The organism is Bacillus sp. DX3.1 (genome assembly GCF_030292155.1).
In the GTDB taxonomy this organism is placed as follows: Bacteria; Bacillota; Bacilli; order Bacillales; family Bacillaceae_G; genus Bacillus_A.
Map to the genome: position 1 here is coordinate 3,610,663 of NZ_CP128153.1, position 19,598 is coordinate 3,630,260.

Below are 19,598 nucleotides of genomic sequence, written 5' to 3' on the forward strand. Positions count from 1 at the left end.
TTTATTTCCAGCTCCTTCCTTGACATTCCGAAATATGCTCGAATCCTAATTCATCTAATAACGCTGGTAATTCTTCAATAATCGTTGGACATACGAACGGATCAACAAAATTCGCTGTTCCAACTGCAACCGCACTTGCACCAGCGTAGAAGAATTCAATTACGTCTTCTGCTGATTCAACACCGCCCATTCCGATAATCGGAATGTTAACCGCTTGACTTACTTCATGGACCATACGAATCGCCACTGGCTTAATTGCTGGTCCAGATAGTCCACCTGTACGATTTGCTAAAATTGGTTTTGCTGTTTTTAAATCTAAACGCATGCCAAGCAATGTATTGATCATCGTTAATCCGTCTGCACCAGCATTTTCGATTGCCTTTGCAATCTCAACAATGTTTGCCACATTCGGTGACAATTTCACATATACCGGCACTTCAGAAACCTCTTTCACTCGCTTCGTTAAATCCGCAGCAATCTCCGGTACTGTCCCGAAAGCAATACCGCCTGTTTTTACGTTTGGACAAGAAATATTTAACTCTAGTGCATGAACGTTTGGTGCTTTAGAAATTTCTTTGGCAACCGCCACATAATCCTCTGCTTGTGAACCAGCAACGTTTGCAATAATCGGAAGATCGAATTGTTCAAGCCACGGTAATTCTGAATTCATTACTTTTTCTAACCCAGGGTTTTGAAGGCCAATTGCATTTAACATTCCGCCTGGTGTTTCAGCCACGCGCGGCGTTGGATTTCCAAAACGAGGTTGTTCTGTCGTTGCTTTAATCATGATTGATCCAAGTACACTTAAATCATAAAACTGTGCGTACTCACGGCCAAATCCGAAGCAACCAGATGCTGGGATGATTGGATTTTTTAATGATAATCCTGGTAAGTCAACTTGCAATCTGTTCATAGTACAACCTCCCCGATTGGAAATACTGGCCCGTCGCTACACACCTTCTTGTAAGAATGTCCGCTTGGATCTTCTTGTAAGTGGCATACACATGCGAAACACGCTCCAATGCCGCAGCCCATACGTTCTTCTAATGAAATATATGCTTTTTTCTCTTTATATCGGCCTTCTAATGCACGTAGCATCGCAAGAGGTCCACATGAATATAAAATGTCAAAGTCAATTCCATATTCATCGATGACATCTGTTACAAATCCTTTTGTACCATGTGTACCATCGACTGTTGCTACATACGTATCACCAAGTTCTGCAAATTTCTCTTCGTAGAAGACAACATCTTTTGACTGAAATCCTAAGATATGAATGACACGCACTCCTTTTGCAACGAGACGCTGTGATAGCTCATAGAGCGGAGGTACACCAATTCCGCCTCCTACTAATAGAGCTGTTTGCTCAGCTTCTGCTTCTTCTACAGGAAATCCATGGCCTAGTGGTCCTAATACGTCTACAAGTTCACCTTGCTTTTTCTTTGCTAATGTTTTCGTCCCTTGTCCTTCCGCACGATATAGCATTGTAAATTCGTTCTTTTCTTGATCGACATTACAAATACTAATTGGGCGGCGCAGCAGAGGCGTGATGCCTTCTGCTACTTTAATGTGTACAAACTGCCCTGGTTCGTTCATTTGCTGTACAAGATCACCTTGAAGCACTAATTCGTAAATATTTTTTGCGATTTCTGTTTGATTAACAACGATCATATTTTTCTTTTGCATCATGCATGTACCACCTCGTGATGTTGTGCCGGCGCTACTTCTTTCATTGCGTGAGCAGAGAATGTCATAGATTCTAATACACGCAAGATTGCTCTTGTTGTATCAAGTGATGTTAAGCATGCAACACCATTCTCTACAGACTCACGGCGAATACGGAAGCCATCACGCGCTGGTTGTTTTCCTTTTGTTAATGTGTTAATTACAAATTGTGCTTTTCCTTGACGAATGATATCAAGTAAGTTGTAGTCTTCAGAATCAATTTTGTTTACAATTTGAACTGGAATATTTTGTTCTGTCAATGATTTTGCTGTTCCTGCTGTCGCTAATAAGTTATAGCCAATTTCATGGAAGCGTTTTGCGATCTCCATTGCTTCTTCTTTATCTTTATCTGCCACAGTGATGATAACAGATCCATGTGTTGGAATGTTGATTCCAGAAGCAACAAGTCCTTTATACAATGCTTTTTCAAGCGTTAAGTCTTTCCCCATTACTTCCCCTGTTGATTTCATTTCAGGTCCTAATGTTGTATCAACAGAACGCAATTTTGCAAAGGAGAATACCGGTGCTTTTACATATACTTCTTTCGCTTCTGGATGATAACCTGTTTTATATCCTTGCTCTACTAATGATGTACCTAGAATAACTTTCGTTGCGATATTTGCCATCGGTACGCCTGTAATTTTGCTTAAGAATGGTACCGTACGACTCGCACGCGGATTTACTTCTAGTACATACACTTCATCTTTGAACACTACAAACTGGATATTTAGTAAACCAATGATGTTTAATCCTTTTGCAAGAGAAATTGTATTTTCGATAATTTGCTCTTTAATTTTTTCAGATATACTTTGCGGTGGGTATACGCCGATCGAGTCACCAGAGTGAACCCCAGCTCGCTCAATATGTTCCATAATACCTGGAATATATACATTCTCACCGTCAGAAATTGCATCTACTTCAATTTCTTTCCCAACCATGTAGCGGTCAATTAGTACCGGATGCTCAGCATGAACTTTTACTGCGTTTTTCATGTAGTGCAATAGTTCTTCTTGACGATAGACGATTTCCATCGCACGTCCGCCAAGTACGTAAGATGGTCTTACAAGTACTGGGTAGCCAATTTCTTCAGCGTTTGCTACCGCTTGTTCTACCGTTGTTGCTGTTTTACCAACCGGCTGCGGGATACCTAATTTTGTTAATGCTGCTTCAAATTTATCACGATCTTCTGCACGATCTAAATCTTCAAGTGATGTTCCTAAAATTTTCACACCGTGTTCTTCTAATTTAGCAGCTAAGTTAATTGCCGTTTGTCCACCGAATTGAACGATAACACCTTCTGGTTTCTCTAAATCGATAATGTGCATGACATCTTCAATTGTTAGTGGTTCAAAGTACAGTTTGTCAGAGATACTGAAGTCTGTTGAAACTGTTTCTGGATTGTTATTCACAATAATTGCTTCATAACCAGCTTCTTTAATTGCCCATACAGAATGTACTGTTGCATAGTCAAATTCAACACCTTGACCGATACGGATTGGACCAGACCCAAGAACAACTACACTTTTACGATCTGTAACGATTGATTCGTTTTCATCACCATATGTGCTGTAGTAGTATGGCGTTGCAGATTCAAACTCTGCCGCACAAGTATCTACCATTTTGTATACTGGTATCATGTTGTTTTCTGTACGCATATCGTATACTTCACGCTCTGTTTTGTTCCAAGCTGCTGCAATATAATGATCGCTAAAGCCCATTACTTTCGCTTCTTGTAACACTTCCATATCGCCTACATGCTCTTTCACTTTACGTTCCATGTTTACGATGTTCTCAATTTTTTGTAAGAAGAAGAAGTCCATTTCACACCATTCGTTAATTTCTTTCTTCGTTACACCTTGACGAATCGCTTCTGCTACTATAAAGAGGCGTTCATCATCTGCTTTTATAATGCGTTTTTTCATTGTTTCTTTATCAAGTTCTTTTAGATGATCCAACTCTAGGTGATAAATGCCAAGCTCTAGAGAACGAATTGCTTTTAACAATGACTGTTCTAGGTTACGACCGATAGACATAACTTCTCCAGTCGCTTTCATTTGTGTACCGAGCGTGCGGTTTGCTGATTCAAATTTATCAAACGGCCAGCGTGGAATTTTGGAAACCACATAGTCTAATGCTGGCTCAAAGCATGCATATGTTTTTTGTGTAACCGGGTTGATAATTTCATCCAGTGTTAAGCCAACTGCGATTTTCGCTGCTAATTTTGCAATTGGGTAACCTGTCGCTTTAGACGCTAGTGCAGATGAGCGACTTACACGTGGGTTCACTTCAATTACATAGTATTGGAAGCTATATGGGTCAAGTGCAAGCTGAACGTTACATCCACCTTCAATGCCTAGTGCACGAATAATTTTTAATGATGTGTTACGAAGCATTTGATATTCACGATCACTTAGCGTTTGACTTGGCGCAACAACGATGGAATCCCCTGTATGTATGCCAACTGGGTCGATGTTTTCCATGTTACATACTACAATGGCATTATCGTTTGCATCACGCATTACTTCATATTCAATTTCTTTACAACCTGCGATGCTTTTTTCTAGTAAACATTGTGTTACTGGGCTATGTTTTAAACCACCTGAGACAATTTCAATTAGTTCTTGTTCATCATTACAAATTCCGCCGCCTGTTCCACCCATTGTGAATGCTGGGCGAACAATAACCGGATAACCAATTTCTTTTACAAATTCATATGCTTCTTCTAGCGTGTGAATAATTGTACTAGATGGAATTGGCTCGTTTAATTCTTGCATTAATGTACGGAATAAATCACGGTCTTCCGCTTGTTCAATTGCTGATAATTTCGTTCCTAAAATTTCAACTCCACACTCTTCTAGTACACCTGATTTTGCAAGTTCAACAGCCATGTTTAAACCTGTTTGTCCGCCAAGTGTTGGCAAGATTGCATCTGGGCGTTCTTTACGAATAATGCGGCTTACGAATTCTAATGTTAATGGTTCAATATATACTTTATCTGCAGTTGCAGTATCTGTCATGATTGTTGCTGGGTTAGAGTTAACAAGGATAACTTTGTAACCTTCTTCTCTAAGAGATTGACAAGCTTGTGTTCCAGAGTAATCAAACTCCGCTGCTTGCCCGATTACAATTGGTCCTGATCCGATTACTAAAATGGTGTTAATGTCTAGGCGTTTTGGCATAACTCTTCCCCTTCTTTCTTAAAGTTTTCAATCATTGCTAGGAAATCTTCAAATAAGTTGTTTGCATCTTCCGGTCCTGCTGATGCTTCTGGATGATATTGTACTGTGAATGCTGGGAACTTCGTATGACGAAGGCCTTCTACTGTGCCATCGTTTAAGGCAACATGTGTAATTTCAAGATCTGTACTCTTTACTGATTCTTCCTCTACTGCATAGCCGTGGTTTTGAGAAGTAATAGCAACTTTTCCTGTTACTACATGTTTTACAGGATGGTTTAAACCACGGTGACCAAATTTTAATTTGATTGTATTTGCACCAGATGCTAGAGCAAACAATTGGTGTCCAAGGCAAATTCCGAATAATGGTACTTTCCCAAGAATCCCTTTCAGCATTTCGATTGCTTCTGGTACATCTTTTGGATCTCCAGGTCCGTTACTTAACATAATTCCATCTGGGCTTAAACGTAGAATTTCTTCTGCTGATGTATTATAAGGAACAACGATTACATCGCAATCGCGTTTATTTAATTCGCGTAAAATGCCGTGCTTCATACCGAAATCAACAAGAACAACACGGTATCCACGTCCTGGGCTTGGGTATGGGTCTTTTGTAGATACACGCTTCACATGATCTGTAAATACTGTTGCTTTTAGTTGACTAACAATGTAGTCTACATCTGCATCCATGTTACAAAGACGTCCACGCAGTGTTCCATATTGACGAATTTTTCGCGTTAATTTTCTTGTATCAATTCCTGATAATCCAGGAATATTTCTTCCTTTTAAATACTCATCTAATGAGATTTCGTTACGAAAGTTAGATGGGTGATCACAAATTTCGTTAACGATTAAGCCGTGTACAGATGGCTGAATCGATTCAAAATCGTCTCGGTTAATTCCGTAGTTTCCGATTAATGGATACGTAAATGTTACGATTTGACCGCAGTATGATGGATCAGATAATGTTTCTTGATATCCTGTCATCCCTGTTGTAAATACGACTTCACCTGATTTTTCAATTTCTCCGCCGAAGCCTTTTCCAATTAATACTGTTCCATCTTCTAAGATAAGCTGTCTTTTCATACTAATGCACTCTCCTTTTGCCATGCGATCTTACCGCCAACTACTGTCATAACCGGCCATCCTTGGCACTTCCAGCCTGTAAATGGCGTGTTTTTTCCTTTTGATAAGAATGTTGTTGGATCAATCTCTTCTTCTTGTTCTAAATCGATAATTGTAATATCTGCCTCTCTACCTTCCTGCAGACGACCAGCTTCTAAGCCAAATGTATCAGCTGGTTTTTCTGTTAAGAATCGAATTAATTGTTCTAATGTAATAATTCCTTTTTTCACAAGGTTTGTGTAAAGAAGTGGGAACGCTGTTTCAAAACCAGTAATTCCGAATGGTGCTCTTTCAATTCCTTGTGCTTTTTCTTCTGCCGTATGCGGTGCATGATCCGTTGCAATCATATCGATTGTTCCATCTAATAATCCTTCGATTAATGCCTCATGATCTTCTTTTCCGCGAAGTGGTGGATTCATTTTAAAGTTTGGATCTACGCCAGGAATATCATCTTCACATAACACTAAGTGATGCGGTGTTACTTCTGCTGTTACTTTAATTCCAGCACGTTTTGCATCTCGAATAACGCGTACAGATCCTTTTGTACTCACGTGGCATACGTGATAGTGACAATTTGCAGCCTCTGCAAGTAATATGTCCCTGGCAATATGTACAGATTCACATACTGATGGAATACCGTTTAAACCGTGCTCCTTAGAAAACTTTCCTTCATGTACACAACCTTTATTAATTAACGTGTTTTCTTCACAGTGTGCAACAACTGCCATGTCTAATTTTGCTGCACGTTTCATCGCCGCAAGCATCATGCTTGCATCTTGTACACCAACTCCATCATCAGTGAACGCGAATGCGCCTAGCTCCTTTAATGTTTCAAAATCTGTCATTTCAGCACCTGCTTGACGTACTGTAATTGCCCCATATGGCAGTACATTTACATGTGCTTTTTCTTGAATTCGTTTTTGTAAATCTTCCATATGTTCTTTACTATCCGGTACAGGGCGGGTATTTGGCATTGCGCAAATCGTTGTAAATCCACCTTTTGCAGCTGCAAGTGTCCCCGTTGCAATTGTTTCTTTATGTTCACCGCCTGGTTCACGAAGATGCACATGTACATCCACTAATCCAGGTGCGATTAATTTTCCATTTACATCTATTACTTCAACATTTTCTGCCGAAATGTTTTCTGCTACTTTCGCAATTTTACCATCTTGTACAAGAAGATCTGTTATTACAATATTTCCTTCTTCATTTAAATAACGTCCATTTTTAAACAAATAATTCATGTTTCATTCCTCCTAATACATTTGGTAATGCGCGTTTTAGTACAGCCATTCTTACGTAAACTCCATTTTCCATCTGTTTGAAAATGCGAGAACGCTCACACTCAACAAGCTCGCTTGCAATTTCTACATCACGGTTTACAGGAGCTGGGTGCATAATAATGCTTCCTTGTTTCATCCTTTTTTCGCGTTCAATCGTTAATCCGTGCTCTACATGATACTCTTTCATGATGTCTGTTTCATAATGATCATGACGTTCATGTTGTACACGCAATAACATCATCACATCAACTTCTGGAACAAGTTCATCTAAATCTTTATATGTTCCAAATGTATTTGTTTCATCTTTCCACTCTTCTGGGCTAGCAAAGTAGATTGTTGCTCCTAACTTTGTTAATGCTTCAGCATTTGAGCGGGCTACTCGGCTATGACGAATATCTCCAACAATCGCAACCTTTAATCCTTCAAATCTTCCAAACTCTTGTTTAATCGTTAGTAAATCGAGTAAACATTGTGTTGGATGATTTCCACATCCATCTCCGGCATTTAAGATTGGAATATTTACATTGTCTTTTAGCTCATCAAAGTAGCGATCTTGTTGATGGCGGATAACTACTGCTTTTGTTCCGATTGATTCTAGTGTTCTTATCGTATCGTATAATGTTTCTCCCTTTTGTACGCTAGAAGAGTCTGCAGAGAAGTTTAAAACATCCAACCCTAATTTCTTCTCGGCAACTTCGAAACTAAACTTTGTTCTCGTACTATTTTCAAAGAACAAGTTTGCTACAAATGTTTGCTCCGATGTTTTTCTCTCTTTTCCATTCGCAAAATCTTCTGCGTCTTTCAGGATTTCTGAAATCTCTAACTCCGATAATTCACTCATCGTTAACAAATGGCTCATTGTCATCCCTCATCTTTCTGATTTTTATGATAACATCTTTGTATTTATATAACAATAACTGCATAAAAATACCCTAGCCGTGTGAGACTAGGGTGCCAGAAAGTAGCCACCCTTTTCTGTCTCACAGGACTGAATTAAAAGGTTGTTTTTATGAAGCAATCTGCTTTGATTGTTGTTTTTGTTTCTTTTCAGGTAATACTAGATTTAACAGTACTCCGACGATTGCTGCTAGTGCCATTCCTTCTACTTGGAATGATTCTCCGACACGAAGTACTGCACCGCCAATTCCGATTACGAGAATCACTGATGCAATCATTAAGTTTCGTTTATCGCTTAAGTCTGTTTTCTCATCTACCATCATGCGTAAACCACTTGATGCAATTACACCGAAGAGCAGGATGGATACACCGCCCATAACTGGTGTTGGAATCGAGTGAATCAACGCTGAAATCTTACCGATAAATCCGAACATAATCGCCAGCACCGCTGATCCAACGAATAAGTATACACTGTATGCTCTCGTTATTGCGAGTACACCGATGTTTTCACCGTATGTTGTATTTGGTGGTCCTCCGATTACAGAAGCGATTATTGTTGCCATGCCGTCTCCAAAAATCGAGCGGTGTAAGCCTGGCTTTTCAATTAAATCTTTTTTGATAACATTTCCAAGTACAATTTGGTGTCCGATATGTTCTGAGATTGTTACTAGGGCAACTGGCACCATCAGTAATACTATTTTCCACGAAAACTCTGGTGAATATGTGACAAATGGTACTACAAAATCTGGTACATCAAACCATTTTGCTTCTGCAACTGGTTTTAAGTTCACTAATCCTTGGAAGTAAGCGAAGATATATCCTCCAATAATCCCCAGCAATACTGGGATGATGCTGAAAAATCCTCTTCCAAAGATGGAACAAATGATTGTAATTGCGAGTGTTACTAACGCTACTGAGAAGTGTGTAAAGCTATACTTTCCACCTGCATCATTCATCGCCATATTTACCGCGGTATGTGCAAGTGCTAGACCGATAACCATTACAACTGGACCAACTACAATTGGTGGAAGTAACTTCATAATCCAGCTTGATCCAGATTTTTTAATCCCGAGTGAGATTAAGATATAAACAAGTCCCGCTAGTAAACCACCGAGCATTGCTGCTCCCGGTCCACCTGCTGCCTTTGCCGTAATAATTGGTGCGATAAACGCAAATGATGATCCGAGATATGCTGGTACTTGCCCTTTTGTTATAAGAAGAAACGCTAGCGTTCCTAGTCCGCTTGAGATTAAAGCTACTGATGGATTCAATCCTGTTAAAAACGGAACAAGCACTGTCGCTCCGAACATCGCAAACAAATGTTGTATACTTAATAATAACCATTTTCCTGGTTTCGGTACTTCATGAATGTCTAACACTGGCTTTTGCTCCATTGTTGCACCCTCCTTCAATATGAAAATTTTGCAATAAAAAAACTCTTTGTGCCCTGTGCACAAAGAGTCCTATACTTTCATACGTCAAATTTGACATATGAAAGTCAAGACCCTTTGGCAGCCTCACGGGACCACATTTAAAAGGGCTTTACTTATCGTATATGCTTACTCGATCTTGTTGATCTGTCTCTTGCAAATCAACCTCAATACGTTCTTCACTTGATGTTGGAATGTTTTTCCCAACATAGTCAGCGCGAATTGGTAATTCACGGTGACCTCTGTCTACAAGAACAGCTAGTTGGATTTGTGATGGTCTACCTAGATCCATCAGAGCATCCATTGCCGCCCGAACCGTTCTACCTGTATATAGTACATCATCAACAAGGATGACCTTTTTCTTTGTAATATCTACTGGAATATCAGAACCTTTTACAAGCGGTTCTTTATTTTTGGATTGTAGTGTTAAATCATCACGGTATAACGTAATGTCTAATTCCCCTACTGCCACTTCTTTCCCTTCAATTTGCCCGATACGTTCTGCCAAACGCTGTGCGATAAAGATACCACGTGTTTTAATCCCGACAAGAACACAATTCTCAACACCTTTATTACGCTCCACAATTTCGTGACTAATGCGTGTTAAAGCGCGGCGAATCATTTGATCATCTAGAACAACTGCTTTTTCTTCCATATTCTGCACCTCCAAGCTTTTTCTTGCGTGAGAGGAATGGTATAAAAAAATCCTCTCGTCGTGTGCGAGAGGATTTTTTGAAAAAGGGTATAACCATACCCTAAGCATTTCAAACCGTTACCTTCTCAACCTCACGGGGCTGTGTTAAAGGATCATTATTTAACTGTTGTTAGTATCGCAGTTTTTTTCGGTTTTGTCAATATTATTTACGTAAATCATTTAAAACTTCTTCAAATACTTGTGGAATCGGTGCTTCAAACTCGATATATTCCCCTGTACGCGGGTGATTGAATCCTAAAATCCCAGCATGAAGTGCTTGTCCATTTATATCCATTGTTTTCTTCGGACCATATTTTGGATCTCCTGCAAGTGGAAAACCAATATATTTCATATGAACACGAATTTGATGCGTACGCCCTGTTTCTAAGCGACATTCAACAAGTGTAAAGTTGTTGAATCGCTCTAACACATGAAAATGTGTTACAGCATTCTTTCCCTTATCCTCAACTGTCATACTTTGACGATCTTTCTTATCACGACCAATTGGTGCATCAATTGTTCCTTTATCGTGCGGAATTACGCCGTGAACAATTGCCTTATAGCGTCTTGTTACCGTTTTTGCTACAAGCTGATTCACAAGAGATTCATGCGCCATATCATTTTTTGCAACCATTAATAAACCAGAAGTGTCCTTATCAATGCGGTGTACAATACCCGGACGCATTACACCATTGATGCCTGATAAATCTGTACAATGATGCATCAAGCCATTTACTAACGTACCCCTTGTGTGTCCAGGTGCTGGATGTACAACCATACCACGTGGCTTATTCACAACAAGTACATCTGCATCTTCATAATAAATTTCTAAGTTCATATCTTCTGGCAAAATATCAAGTTCTTCTGGTTCTGGAATTGCGATTGCAATTTCGTCATTTACCTTTACTTTATAATTTCCTTTAATGTCATTTCCATTTACGGTTACAACACCATCTTTAATCCATTGTTGTACTTGTGAGCGTGACCATTCATTGTTCACACCTGCAACAAACTTATCAATTCGCTCACTTTTTTGTTCTTCTGTAACTGTTACTTGTACTACTTCGCTCATTCAATTACTCCTTCATTTTCTTTCCTTCTAATAGGGTTTGAATAATAATTAATACAACACCAATACATAAAGCTGAATCAGCTATATTAAATACTGGATAGTTGTATGAGAAAATATACACGTGAATAAAATCCACCACTTCTTGTCTAAATACACGATCAATAAAGTTACCTATTGCTCCGCCTAAAATAAGACCTAATGAAATGCCTAGGAGTTTATCTGTTTTTGCGTATTTTTTCATATAAAATACGATAAAGGCAACAAAAATAACTGTGATAATATAGAAGAACCACATTTTATTTTCTAAAATGCCCCAGGCAGCTCCTCGATTCCGATGAGATGTTATGTATAACACATTATCAATAATCGGTATACTCGTACCTAATTCCATATTCTTCACAATCAACCATTTCGATATTTGATCGATGGCAATAACAAACAATGCTATTAAGTAATATATCATTTTCATTTCCCCCACAAAGACAGTGTACCTCAAAATTTTAGCATAGCTGCTATGTTTTCACAATGAACCTTTGCAGAAGAATAAAATAAAATGAAAAAAGGTACTATAATATCGTTGTGCTTATAGCAGATGTTCAAAAAATCCGGTAAAGATAGCCGCCCTATTTCTTCGTTACGTCGCCACTCAGGTACGCATGTAGTTCACTCTACACTCCGTATCCTCCTTTTTGAACAAGCACTTATAGCACGTTTACTTTGTCATATAAGAATTCACGAATCGTACGAGCGGTTGGCATCGTCTTCATTTGCTTTACTGGAATATTTTTTCCTGTTTCTTCGCAAACACCATACATGTCAATTTCCATTTTAAATAGCGCTCGCTCTACGTCTTTTAAATCTTCTCTCATATCATGCAATAACAATTTCTTTTTAGAATCTTGCGTGGACTCATATCCCAATTCCTGTCCAAATTCCATATGATAGGTGTGCATCGCTTCTTTTGCCAGTCGCTCCTGTAGTTCTTTCCTCATCAATTGTAATTCTTGCTTAATTTCCATATAGATATCATTCACGTGTACATTCCTCCCGGCTGCAATGTACCGTTAGTGTATCCGAAATAAGCTCCCTTACCGCACACACATTTTTCCTGCGTAGGAAAGAGATAAAGTGAAACTTTGATCAGTGGGGAGTTCTTCATCACCCACTGATCATTAGTCCTCACGAATCGGGCTTTTACGGGCAGTTTATCCCTATCTAACTTCTTTGCTTCTTGCAGAACTTTGAGGTGGAGGTCTTACTGCCTACGAATAGCGGGATAAATAATTTCTATTTATAAAAGTAAAAACTGACCGCTATGATAAGCAGTCAGTTTTTATTCACATACAATTATTTTACATAATTTTCTTTTACAACTGTCGCACAACGCTCACATAATGTTTCATGATCAGCATCGTTACCAATTGTTTCAGAAACAACCCAACAACGTTCACATGTTTCACCAGCCGCCTGCGCTACAACAACCGCTGTGTGCTCATATTTTGGTGCATCTGCTGGAGCTTCTTCAATTGTTCCACCAAGCTTATAATCAGAAACAATAAACAATTGTTTTAAATCTTCGCTAATTGATTCTAACGTTTGTTTCATTTCTACAGTTGGGTAAAGCGTAATGCTTGCATTTAAGGACTTACCGATTATTTTCTCATTACGCGCAGCTTCTAACGCTTTTAAAACGTCATCTCGAAGTGTCATAAATGCATCCCATTTTGTTTTTAACTCTTCAGCACCGTCTACTTTTACTACTTCCGGCATATCAGTAAGCTGAACACTCTCTTCTACTGCACCAGGCACATATGGCCATACTTCATCAGCTGTATGAGGTAAAATTGGCGTTACAAGTTTTGTTAATGCAACAAGAACATCATATAACACTGTTTGAATTGCACGACGCTCATGATTATTTGCAGCTTCAATATATAAAATATCTTTTGCAAAGTCTAAATAGAATGAACTTAGATCAATTGTACAGAAGTTATGAATTGCATGATATACAGCAGCAAATTCATACGTTTCATATGCTTCTTTTACTTTTGTGATTAAGTCATTTAATTTCACTAACATGTAGCGATCTACTTCACGAAGTTCAGCCGATGCCACCGCATCTTTACTTGGATCAAAGTCAGCTAAGTTTCCTAATAAGAAACGGAATGTGTTACGAATTTTACGATATACTTCTGCTACTTGTTTTAAAATATCATCTGAAATACGTACATCAGATTGATAATCAACAGAAGATACCCATAGACGTAAAATATCCCCACCTAATTGATCCATAATTTTTTTCGGTACAACAATGTTTCCGATAGACTTACTCATTTTACGACCTTCACCATCTAGTACGAAGCCATGGCTTAGTACACCTTTATACGGTGCTTTACCTGTTACCGCAACCGCTGTTGATAAAGAAGAGTTAAACCATCCACGATATTGGTCAGATCCTTCTAAATACAAGTCAGCTGGACGCTGCAGGTCATCACGCTCTTCTAACACAGCTTGGTGAGAAGATCCAGAATCAAACCATACATCCATAATATCTGTCTCTTTACGGAATTCGCCATTTGGACTAGATGGATGTGTAAAGCCTGCTGGTAATAAATCTTTCGCTTCACGTTCAAACCATACGTTAGAACCATGTTCACGGAATAAATCTGCTACATGCTGAATTGTTTCATCTGTAATAATTGGGTCGTTATTTTCTGCATAGAATACAGGAATTGGTACACCCCACGCACGTTGACGAGAAATACACCAATCACCACGGTCACGAACCATATTATGAAGACGTGTTTCGCCCCATGCCGGTACCCATTTCGTTTCTTCAACGGCTTGTAACAGTTCACTGCGGAACGCTTCAATAGAAGCAAACCATTGCGCTGTTGCACGGAAGATAATTGGTTTTTTCGTTCTCCAGTCATGTGGATAAGAATGCGTAATAAATGTTAATTTTAATAATGCGCCAACTTCTTCTAATTTTTCCGTAATTGGTTTATTTGCTTTATCATAGAATAAACCTTCAAATCCAGGTGCTTCACTTGTTAATACACCTTTATCATCAACTGGGCAAAGAACTTCTAAGCCATATTGTTTACCAACAAGGAAGTCATCTTCCCCGTGCCCAGGCGCTGTATGTACACACCCTGTACCAGCATCTGTTGTAACGTGCTCACCTAGCATAACAAGAGAATCACGGTCATAGAATGGATGTTGTGCTACAGTATATTCAAGATCGCTACCTTTTACTGTTTTCACAACTTCTGTGTTTTCCCACTCTAATGTTTTTGTAACTGTTTCAAATAATTCAGAAGCGATGATATATTTTTCATTGTTTACTTTTACAATGCTATACTCAAGCTCCGGATGAACAGAAATACCTAGGTTTGCTGGTAATGTCCAAGGTGTTGTTGTCCAAATGATAAATTTCTCGTCGCCTTCTAAAACGCCTTTTCCATCTTTTACAGGGAATGCTACGTAAATAGATGCAGACTTTTTATCTTGATATTCAATTTCTGCTTCAGCTAAAGCAGATTCACTTGTTGGAGACCAGTAAACAGGCTTTTGTCCTTTGTAAATATAACCCTTTTTCGCCATGTCACCAAACACTTTAATTTGCTGTGCTTCATACGCTGGCTCTAGTGTGATATAAGGACGATCCCAATCTGCACGTACACCAAGGCGTTTAAATTGCTCACGTTGACGGTTCACTTGTTCATATGCATATTCTGCACATAATTTACGGAACTCTGCAACTGTCATTTCTTTACGCTTTACCCCTTTATTTGTTAAAGCTTGCTCAATTGGTAAACCGTGTGTATCCCATCCTGGTACATATGGTGCAGAGTATCCAGTCATAGATTTGTAACGGACAATAAAATCTTTTAATACTTTATTTAACGCATGACCCATATGAATGTCACCATTTGCATATGGAGGACCATCATGTAATACAAATAAAGGACGACCTTTTGTATGTTCTTGTACTTTTTCATAAATATTCATTTCAGCCCATTTTTCTTGCATCGCAGGCTCACGTTTCGGTAAATTCCCACGCATTGGAAACTCTGTTTTTGGCATTAGTAATGTATCTTTGTACTCCATGCTCAATTCCTCCTTGAATGTATAAAAGAAAGACATTTTTTCTTAATAAATGGAATAAAAAAGAGACCTTCTCATCCCCAAAAAGGGACGAGAAAGTCTCCCGCGGTACCACCCTAGTAGACCATACATAAATGCACTGGTCCTCTTTACATTCTTAACGCGAATACACGCCTACGCTTACTTATTGTTCAGCGCGGAACTCCAGGGTGATATTCCATTCTCTCCTTATCCTGAGCTTACACCATCCTCAGTTCGCTATATAAGGTATGAAAAAAGTACTTATCCCTATCTTCGTTTTTCTTAATAAATATGTTGTCTAAAATTATATGTAATAATGAGAAAAACGTCAAGCTTACACTGTTTCTTCTTTCTTCAACAGTTCATCCACTTCGTCTTCTAATTCAATAAGCTTGTCCCAATCGTCATTGTTTAACATTTCAAGCTGTGCTTCTAACAGCATACGGAAACGAGTACGGAACACTTTCGCTTGTTTCTTCAACTCTTCAATGTCAAATGCAACTTTTCTTGATTTTACTAATGCTTCGTTAATGATACGATCTGCATTTTTTTCTGCCTCACGGACAATTAATTTTGCCTCTTTTTGTGCATTACGCTTTACTTCTTCTGCTGCTTCTTGTGCAACAACGATAGATTTATTCAATGTGTCTTCAATGTTAGAAAAATGATCTAACTTGCCTTCTTGCTGCGCAACTTTTTCTTCTAATGCTTTCTTCTCACGAATGACTAATTCATAATCTTTGATGATTTGATCAAGAAACTCATTAACTTGATCTTCATCATAGCCACGGAATCCGCGACCAAATTCTTTGTTATGAATATCTAATGGTGTTAACGGCACAAACGCCACCTCCAAATAGTTATCTAAATTTTCCTTTTTAATTATATCTTTTCTTCGACAAAATAAGAGATTTTCCTTCTAAAAAACCAATCATTTTAGTATACCATACAAAACTCTCCATTTGTCGCGTTTCGTTTTTCCCTCTACAGAAAATAATTTACTTCGGCCATATCCTCTAACTGAAAAAACATCCCCTGGGAAACATTCATAGGCAGTTTGTTCTATGACTTTCCAATTCACTTTCACAAGACCGTTTTTAATAAGCGGCTGTACTTTTTGCCGGGATATATGAAACATTTCAGCTAGTAAGACATCTAATCGGAGTGACGAAACAGTTCCAGATTGTTCTATCCATTCCTCTGGCAAACGCAATACTTGCTCTACTTGTACCGAACTCAGTGATACCTTCGTTTTTCCTATTGATTGTAAATTCATTTCAATATATGAAACAACTTCTTTTGCAACTACAATTTGGGCACGATCTTCTTGAAGCCAAATATCACCGCATTTTTCTCTTGTTAAACCAAGAGACATAAATGCGCCTAATATTTGCCTGTGTTCAAGCGTATAAAACTTGGAAGGATAGTCAATTTCTAATACTTCTATTTGAAATTCTTCTTCATCTAACTCAAGATAATTAGGATAAATAAGAGCTCTTTTTCTTTCCGCTTTTGGCGCAGCACCATAAAACTGCAAAGCAGCATCCCCCTGATTTCCAATCACCATAGTAGCAATTTGCTGCTGACGTGGATCAAGAAAATCAGTTAATTTTACTTGATGATACTCCTCAGCTGCTTGTTTCCATTCTAACACTTTATCAACAAAGACCTCTTCATCGGGTCTAAAATGCTCATAGATGCTCATTGGTTCAACCTCTTACTACAGGAAATACTGAAATAGGCTTACTAAACCACTTCTAGCTAATCGCAATACAATAATTGCAACGATTGGAGAAATATCCATTACACCAAATGGCGGGATAAACCTCCGGAATGGCTCTAAATATGGCTCGCAAATACGTGCAAGGAAATCACCAAATTTTGATTCTCTTGCTCCTGGAAACCAAGAGAGAAGAATATAGATAATAAGCGCGTAGGAGTAAAATTGTATTAAATAGAGCAATACTTGTAAAATCATTGTCATGGCGTATTACCACCTCTTTATATTTGTATCTTCCTCTTCACCGAACAACTCAGAAATCGCTCCAACAATATCCACAGTTTCAGGTGTACATATAAATGTTTTCGGCCCTAATTTTTGAATATCCCCGCCTATAGCGTATACAGTACCACTTAAAAAGTCAATGATGCGCAGCGCTTGATCTGTTGACATTCTTTGCAAATTAATAACAACAGCTCGTCTTCCCTTTAAATGATCCGCAATACCTTGCGCCTCTGAATATGTGCGCGGCTCTAACAAAACAACTTTAGAGGATTGCTTTGCCGTTTCAATGCTCACGATATTTTGCTTTGGCTGCACTTTTGTCAGTGGAATATCCTGCTGCTGAGGATCCTGTTGCTTTTTCATTTCTTCTTGCTCCTTTTCATAAGCTTCTCGCTCTTCCGGTGTGTCAAAAAAAAAGTATTTTACTTTTGACCAACTCATAATAATATTCTCCTTCCTTCTACGCTTTTCCTACTAAAATCGTTCCCAAACGAATATATGTAGCACCCTCTTCAATTGCAATCGTATAGTCATTTGACATCCCCATTGATAACTCTTTACACGGAGCGTATGACAATTGTAGTTCTTGCACTTGTTTTTGTAACCTGCGCAATGTTTGAAAACAACGACGAATCTCTTCATCTTCATCTGAAAATGGTGCCATCGTCATCAATCCAACAACTTCAATCTTATCAAACTCTTGCAACGCACGAATAAACGCAATCGTTTCCTCTACCAGTAATCCTTGCTTTGATTCTTCAGAAGACGTTTTAACTTGCACAAAACATCGAACTGTTTTTGTAGCACGTTTTTGGATTTCTTTTGCAAGTGAAAGGCGATCTAATGAATGCAAATAATCAATTTCATTTATGACTTCCTTTACTTTTCTCGTTTGTAATGAACCAATGAAATGCCAATTTACGTTTGAACCAAAATGTTCATATTTTGGTATAAAACCTTCATTACGATTCTCACCTAAATCAGTAAGTCCAGCCTCTATTACTTCGTTTGTTTTTTCGATTCCTACTGTTTTCGTTACAGCAACGAGCTTAATCTCTTTTAGCGAACGATTTGCTCGTTCGCATGCTTTTTTAATCTCTTCTTGTACAATTGCTAAACTCTCTTGTACTGCCACTGTTTTCAATCCTCCTTAAAGCCTATGAAACTCAACATTCTTCCCGTTTTTCCTTGATCACGGCGATGCGAGAAAAACAATTGTTCTTCACAGCTTGTACAAAGAGACGACATCACAATATGTTCTTCTCTTACGCCAGCTTGTATACATAATAAGCGATTGATTTCTTTTAAATCAATTGCATATTGTCCGTCTGAAATCACTTTATATGGAACAGGTCCATTTAGTGCTCGTTTTGCTGCTGATAACACACGATCATCAACAACATAACAGCACGACCCAATAGCTGGTCCAATTGCAACATGAATCTCATGAATTGGTACTCCTTCTTCCTTCCACTTTTGAATCATTTCTCCCGCAATTTCTTTGACAGTTCCTTTCCATCCAGCGTGTGCAAGGCCTATCATTCCATGTGAGGGTGCGTAGAAATAAAGTGGAACACAATCAGCATAACAAGATGTTAAACACACATCTTTATCAGTCGTATAAATACCATCCGTATTTGGAATACCATCTTCATATAAGAAGATTCCTCGCCCTTTTTCTTGCTGTCCAACTTTTTCAACGTAATGATCATGAACTTGTTCTGAACAAATCCAACTTTCTAATGGTTTCTGTAACTTGTCTGCTAAAATACGTCTATTTTCATGAACATTCGCCATGTTATCATTTACATGTAATCCCAAGTTCATCGCATGAAAAGCACCTGTACTTATCCCGCCTTCTTTTGTCGTAAATCCAGCAGTAATGTTTCCAAGCTCTTTCCATGCTTGTAAATTCAATATACCGTCCTCATATATAAATGGTTCTCTCATAAAGCGGCTCCTTATAATAAAATAACATAAAAAGTATGGTACTTCCTGTCTATTTTACCATACTTTTATTTTTCCATAATGGCAACATTAAAAAAAGAAGAATTTGTAATA

At 38.4% G+C, this 19,598-nt stretch carries 18 protein-coding genes and 1 other annotated feature; all 18 genes read right to left on the reverse strand.

Going from position 1 to position 19,598, the window contains the following annotated elements:
• Window position 1: 1 nt before the first annotated feature.
• Window positions 2-913, reverse strand: coding sequence for a dihydroorotate oxidase B catalytic subunit (gene pyrD, locus QRE67_RS17920; RefSeq protein WP_286121579.1), 912 nt, complete (start codon window positions 911-913; stop codon window positions 2-4).
• Complete coding sequence (pyrK, locus tag QRE67_RS17925; protein WP_286121580.1) at window positions 910-1,689, reverse strand: dihydroorotate oxidase B electron transfer subunit; 780 nt, start codon at window positions 1,687-1,689, stop codon at window positions 910-912. Before pyrK ends, pyrD begins: the two co-directional genes overlap by 4 nt.
• Window positions 1,686-4,904 carry a carbamoyl-phosphate synthase large subunit gene (gene carB, locus QRE67_RS17930; protein WP_286121581.1) on the reverse strand — a complete coding sequence of 1,073 codons (3,219 nt, stop codon included), beginning with the start codon at window positions 4,902-4,904 and terminating at the stop codon, window positions 1,686-1,688. Before carB ends, pyrK begins: the two co-directional genes overlap by 4 nt.
• Window positions 4,889-5,986, reverse strand: a complete 1,098-nt coding sequence (locus QRE67_RS17935; protein ID WP_286121582.1) for a carbamoyl phosphate synthase small subunit — start codon at window positions 5,984-5,986, stop codon at window positions 4,889-4,891. The genes carB and QRE67_RS17935 overlap by 16 nt, the downstream gene beginning before the upstream one ends.
• On the reverse strand, window positions 5,983-7,269 hold the full coding sequence (pyrC, locus tag QRE67_RS17940) for a dihydroorotase (protein WP_286121583.1): 1,287 nt from the start codon (window positions 7,267-7,269) through the stop codon (window positions 5,983-5,985). The genes QRE67_RS17935 and pyrC overlap by 4 nt, the downstream gene beginning before the upstream one ends.
• On the reverse strand, window positions 7,253-8,167 hold the full coding sequence (gene pyrB / locus QRE67_RS17945) for an aspartate carbamoyltransferase (protein ID WP_286121584.1): 915 nt from the start codon (window positions 8,165-8,167) through the stop codon (window positions 7,253-7,255). Before pyrB ends, pyrC begins: the two co-directional genes overlap by 17 nt.
• Before the next feature lie 148 nt (window positions 8,168-8,315).
• Window positions 8,316-9,599, reverse strand: coding sequence for a uracil permease (uraA, locus tag QRE67_RS17950; RefSeq protein WP_286121585.1), 1,284 nt, complete (start codon window positions 9,597-9,599; stop codon window positions 8,316-8,318).
• Window positions 9,600-9,747: 148 nt separating this feature from the next.
• Window positions 9,748-10,290: a bifunctional pyrimidine operon transcriptional regulator/uracil phosphoribosyltransferase gene (pyrR, locus tag QRE67_RS17955; RefSeq protein ID WP_286121586.1), complete on the reverse strand. Its 543-nt coding sequence runs from the start codon at window positions 10,288-10,290 to the stop codon at window positions 9,748-9,750.
• A 202-nt stretch (window positions 10,291-10,492) separates the two neighbouring features.
• A complete protein-coding gene (locus QRE67_RS17960; RefSeq protein WP_286121587.1) occupies window positions 10,493-11,401 on the reverse strand; it encodes an RluA family pseudouridine synthase in 909 nt (302 codons plus the stop codon).
• A gap of 4 nt (window positions 11,402-11,405) precedes the next feature.
• Window positions 11,406-11,864 carry a lipoprotein signal peptidase LspA gene (lspA, locus tag QRE67_RS17965; protein ID WP_286121588.1) on the reverse strand — a complete coding sequence of 153 codons (459 nt, stop codon included), beginning with the start codon at window positions 11,862-11,864 and terminating at the stop codon, window positions 11,406-11,408.
• 238 nt (window positions 11,865-12,102) lie between these two features.
• Window positions 12,103-12,435 carry a TraR/DksA C4-type zinc finger protein gene (locus QRE67_RS17970; RefSeq protein ID WP_286121589.1) on the reverse strand — a complete coding sequence of 111 codons (333 nt, stop codon included), beginning with the start codon at window positions 12,433-12,435 and terminating at the stop codon, window positions 12,103-12,105.
• Window positions 12,436-12,748: 313 nt separating this feature from the next.
• Entirely contained in the window at window positions 12,749-15,514 is a 2,766-nt protein-coding gene (ileS, locus tag QRE67_RS17975) for an isoleucine--tRNA ligase (RefSeq protein ID WP_286121590.1), read from the reverse strand.
• Between the two features lie 80 nt (window positions 15,515-15,594).
• Window positions 15,595-15,815: a binding site (T-box leader), on the reverse strand.
• A gap of 51 nt (window positions 15,816-15,866) precedes the next feature.
• Entirely contained in the window at window positions 15,867-16,373 is a 507-nt protein-coding gene (gene divIVA, locus QRE67_RS17980) for a septum site-determining protein DivIVA (protein ID WP_286121591.1), read from the reverse strand.
• 90 nt (window positions 16,374-16,463) lie between these two features.
• A complete protein-coding gene (locus tag QRE67_RS17985; RefSeq protein WP_286121592.1) occupies window positions 16,464-17,237 on the reverse strand; it encodes a YlmH family RNA-binding protein in 774 nt (257 codons plus the stop codon).
• Window positions 17,238-17,252: 15 nt separating this feature from the next.
• Window positions 17,253-17,516 carry a YggT family protein gene (locus QRE67_RS17990; protein ID WP_286121593.1) on the reverse strand — a complete coding sequence of 88 codons (264 nt, stop codon included), beginning with the start codon at window positions 17,514-17,516 and terminating at the stop codon, window positions 17,253-17,255.
• Window positions 17,517-17,522: 6 nt separating this feature from the next.
• Window positions 17,523-17,978, reverse strand: a complete 456-nt coding sequence (locus QRE67_RS17995) for a cell division protein SepF (protein WP_286121594.1) — start codon at window positions 17,976-17,978, stop codon at window positions 17,523-17,525.
• A gap of 19 nt (window positions 17,979-17,997) precedes the next feature.
• Window positions 17,998-18,672: a YggS family pyridoxal phosphate-dependent enzyme gene (locus tag QRE67_RS18000; RefSeq protein WP_286121595.1), complete on the reverse strand. Its 675-nt coding sequence runs from the start codon at window positions 18,670-18,672 to the stop codon at window positions 17,998-18,000.
• A 5-nt stretch (window positions 18,673-18,677) separates the two neighbouring features.
• The gene (pgeF, locus tag QRE67_RS18005) at window positions 18,678-19,487 is read right to left on the reverse strand and encodes a peptidoglycan editing factor PgeF (protein ID WP_286121596.1); all 810 of its coding nucleotides are present in this window, start codon (window positions 19,485-19,487) and stop codon (window positions 18,678-18,680) included.
• Between the last annotated feature and the right edge of the window lie 111 nt (window positions 19,488-19,598).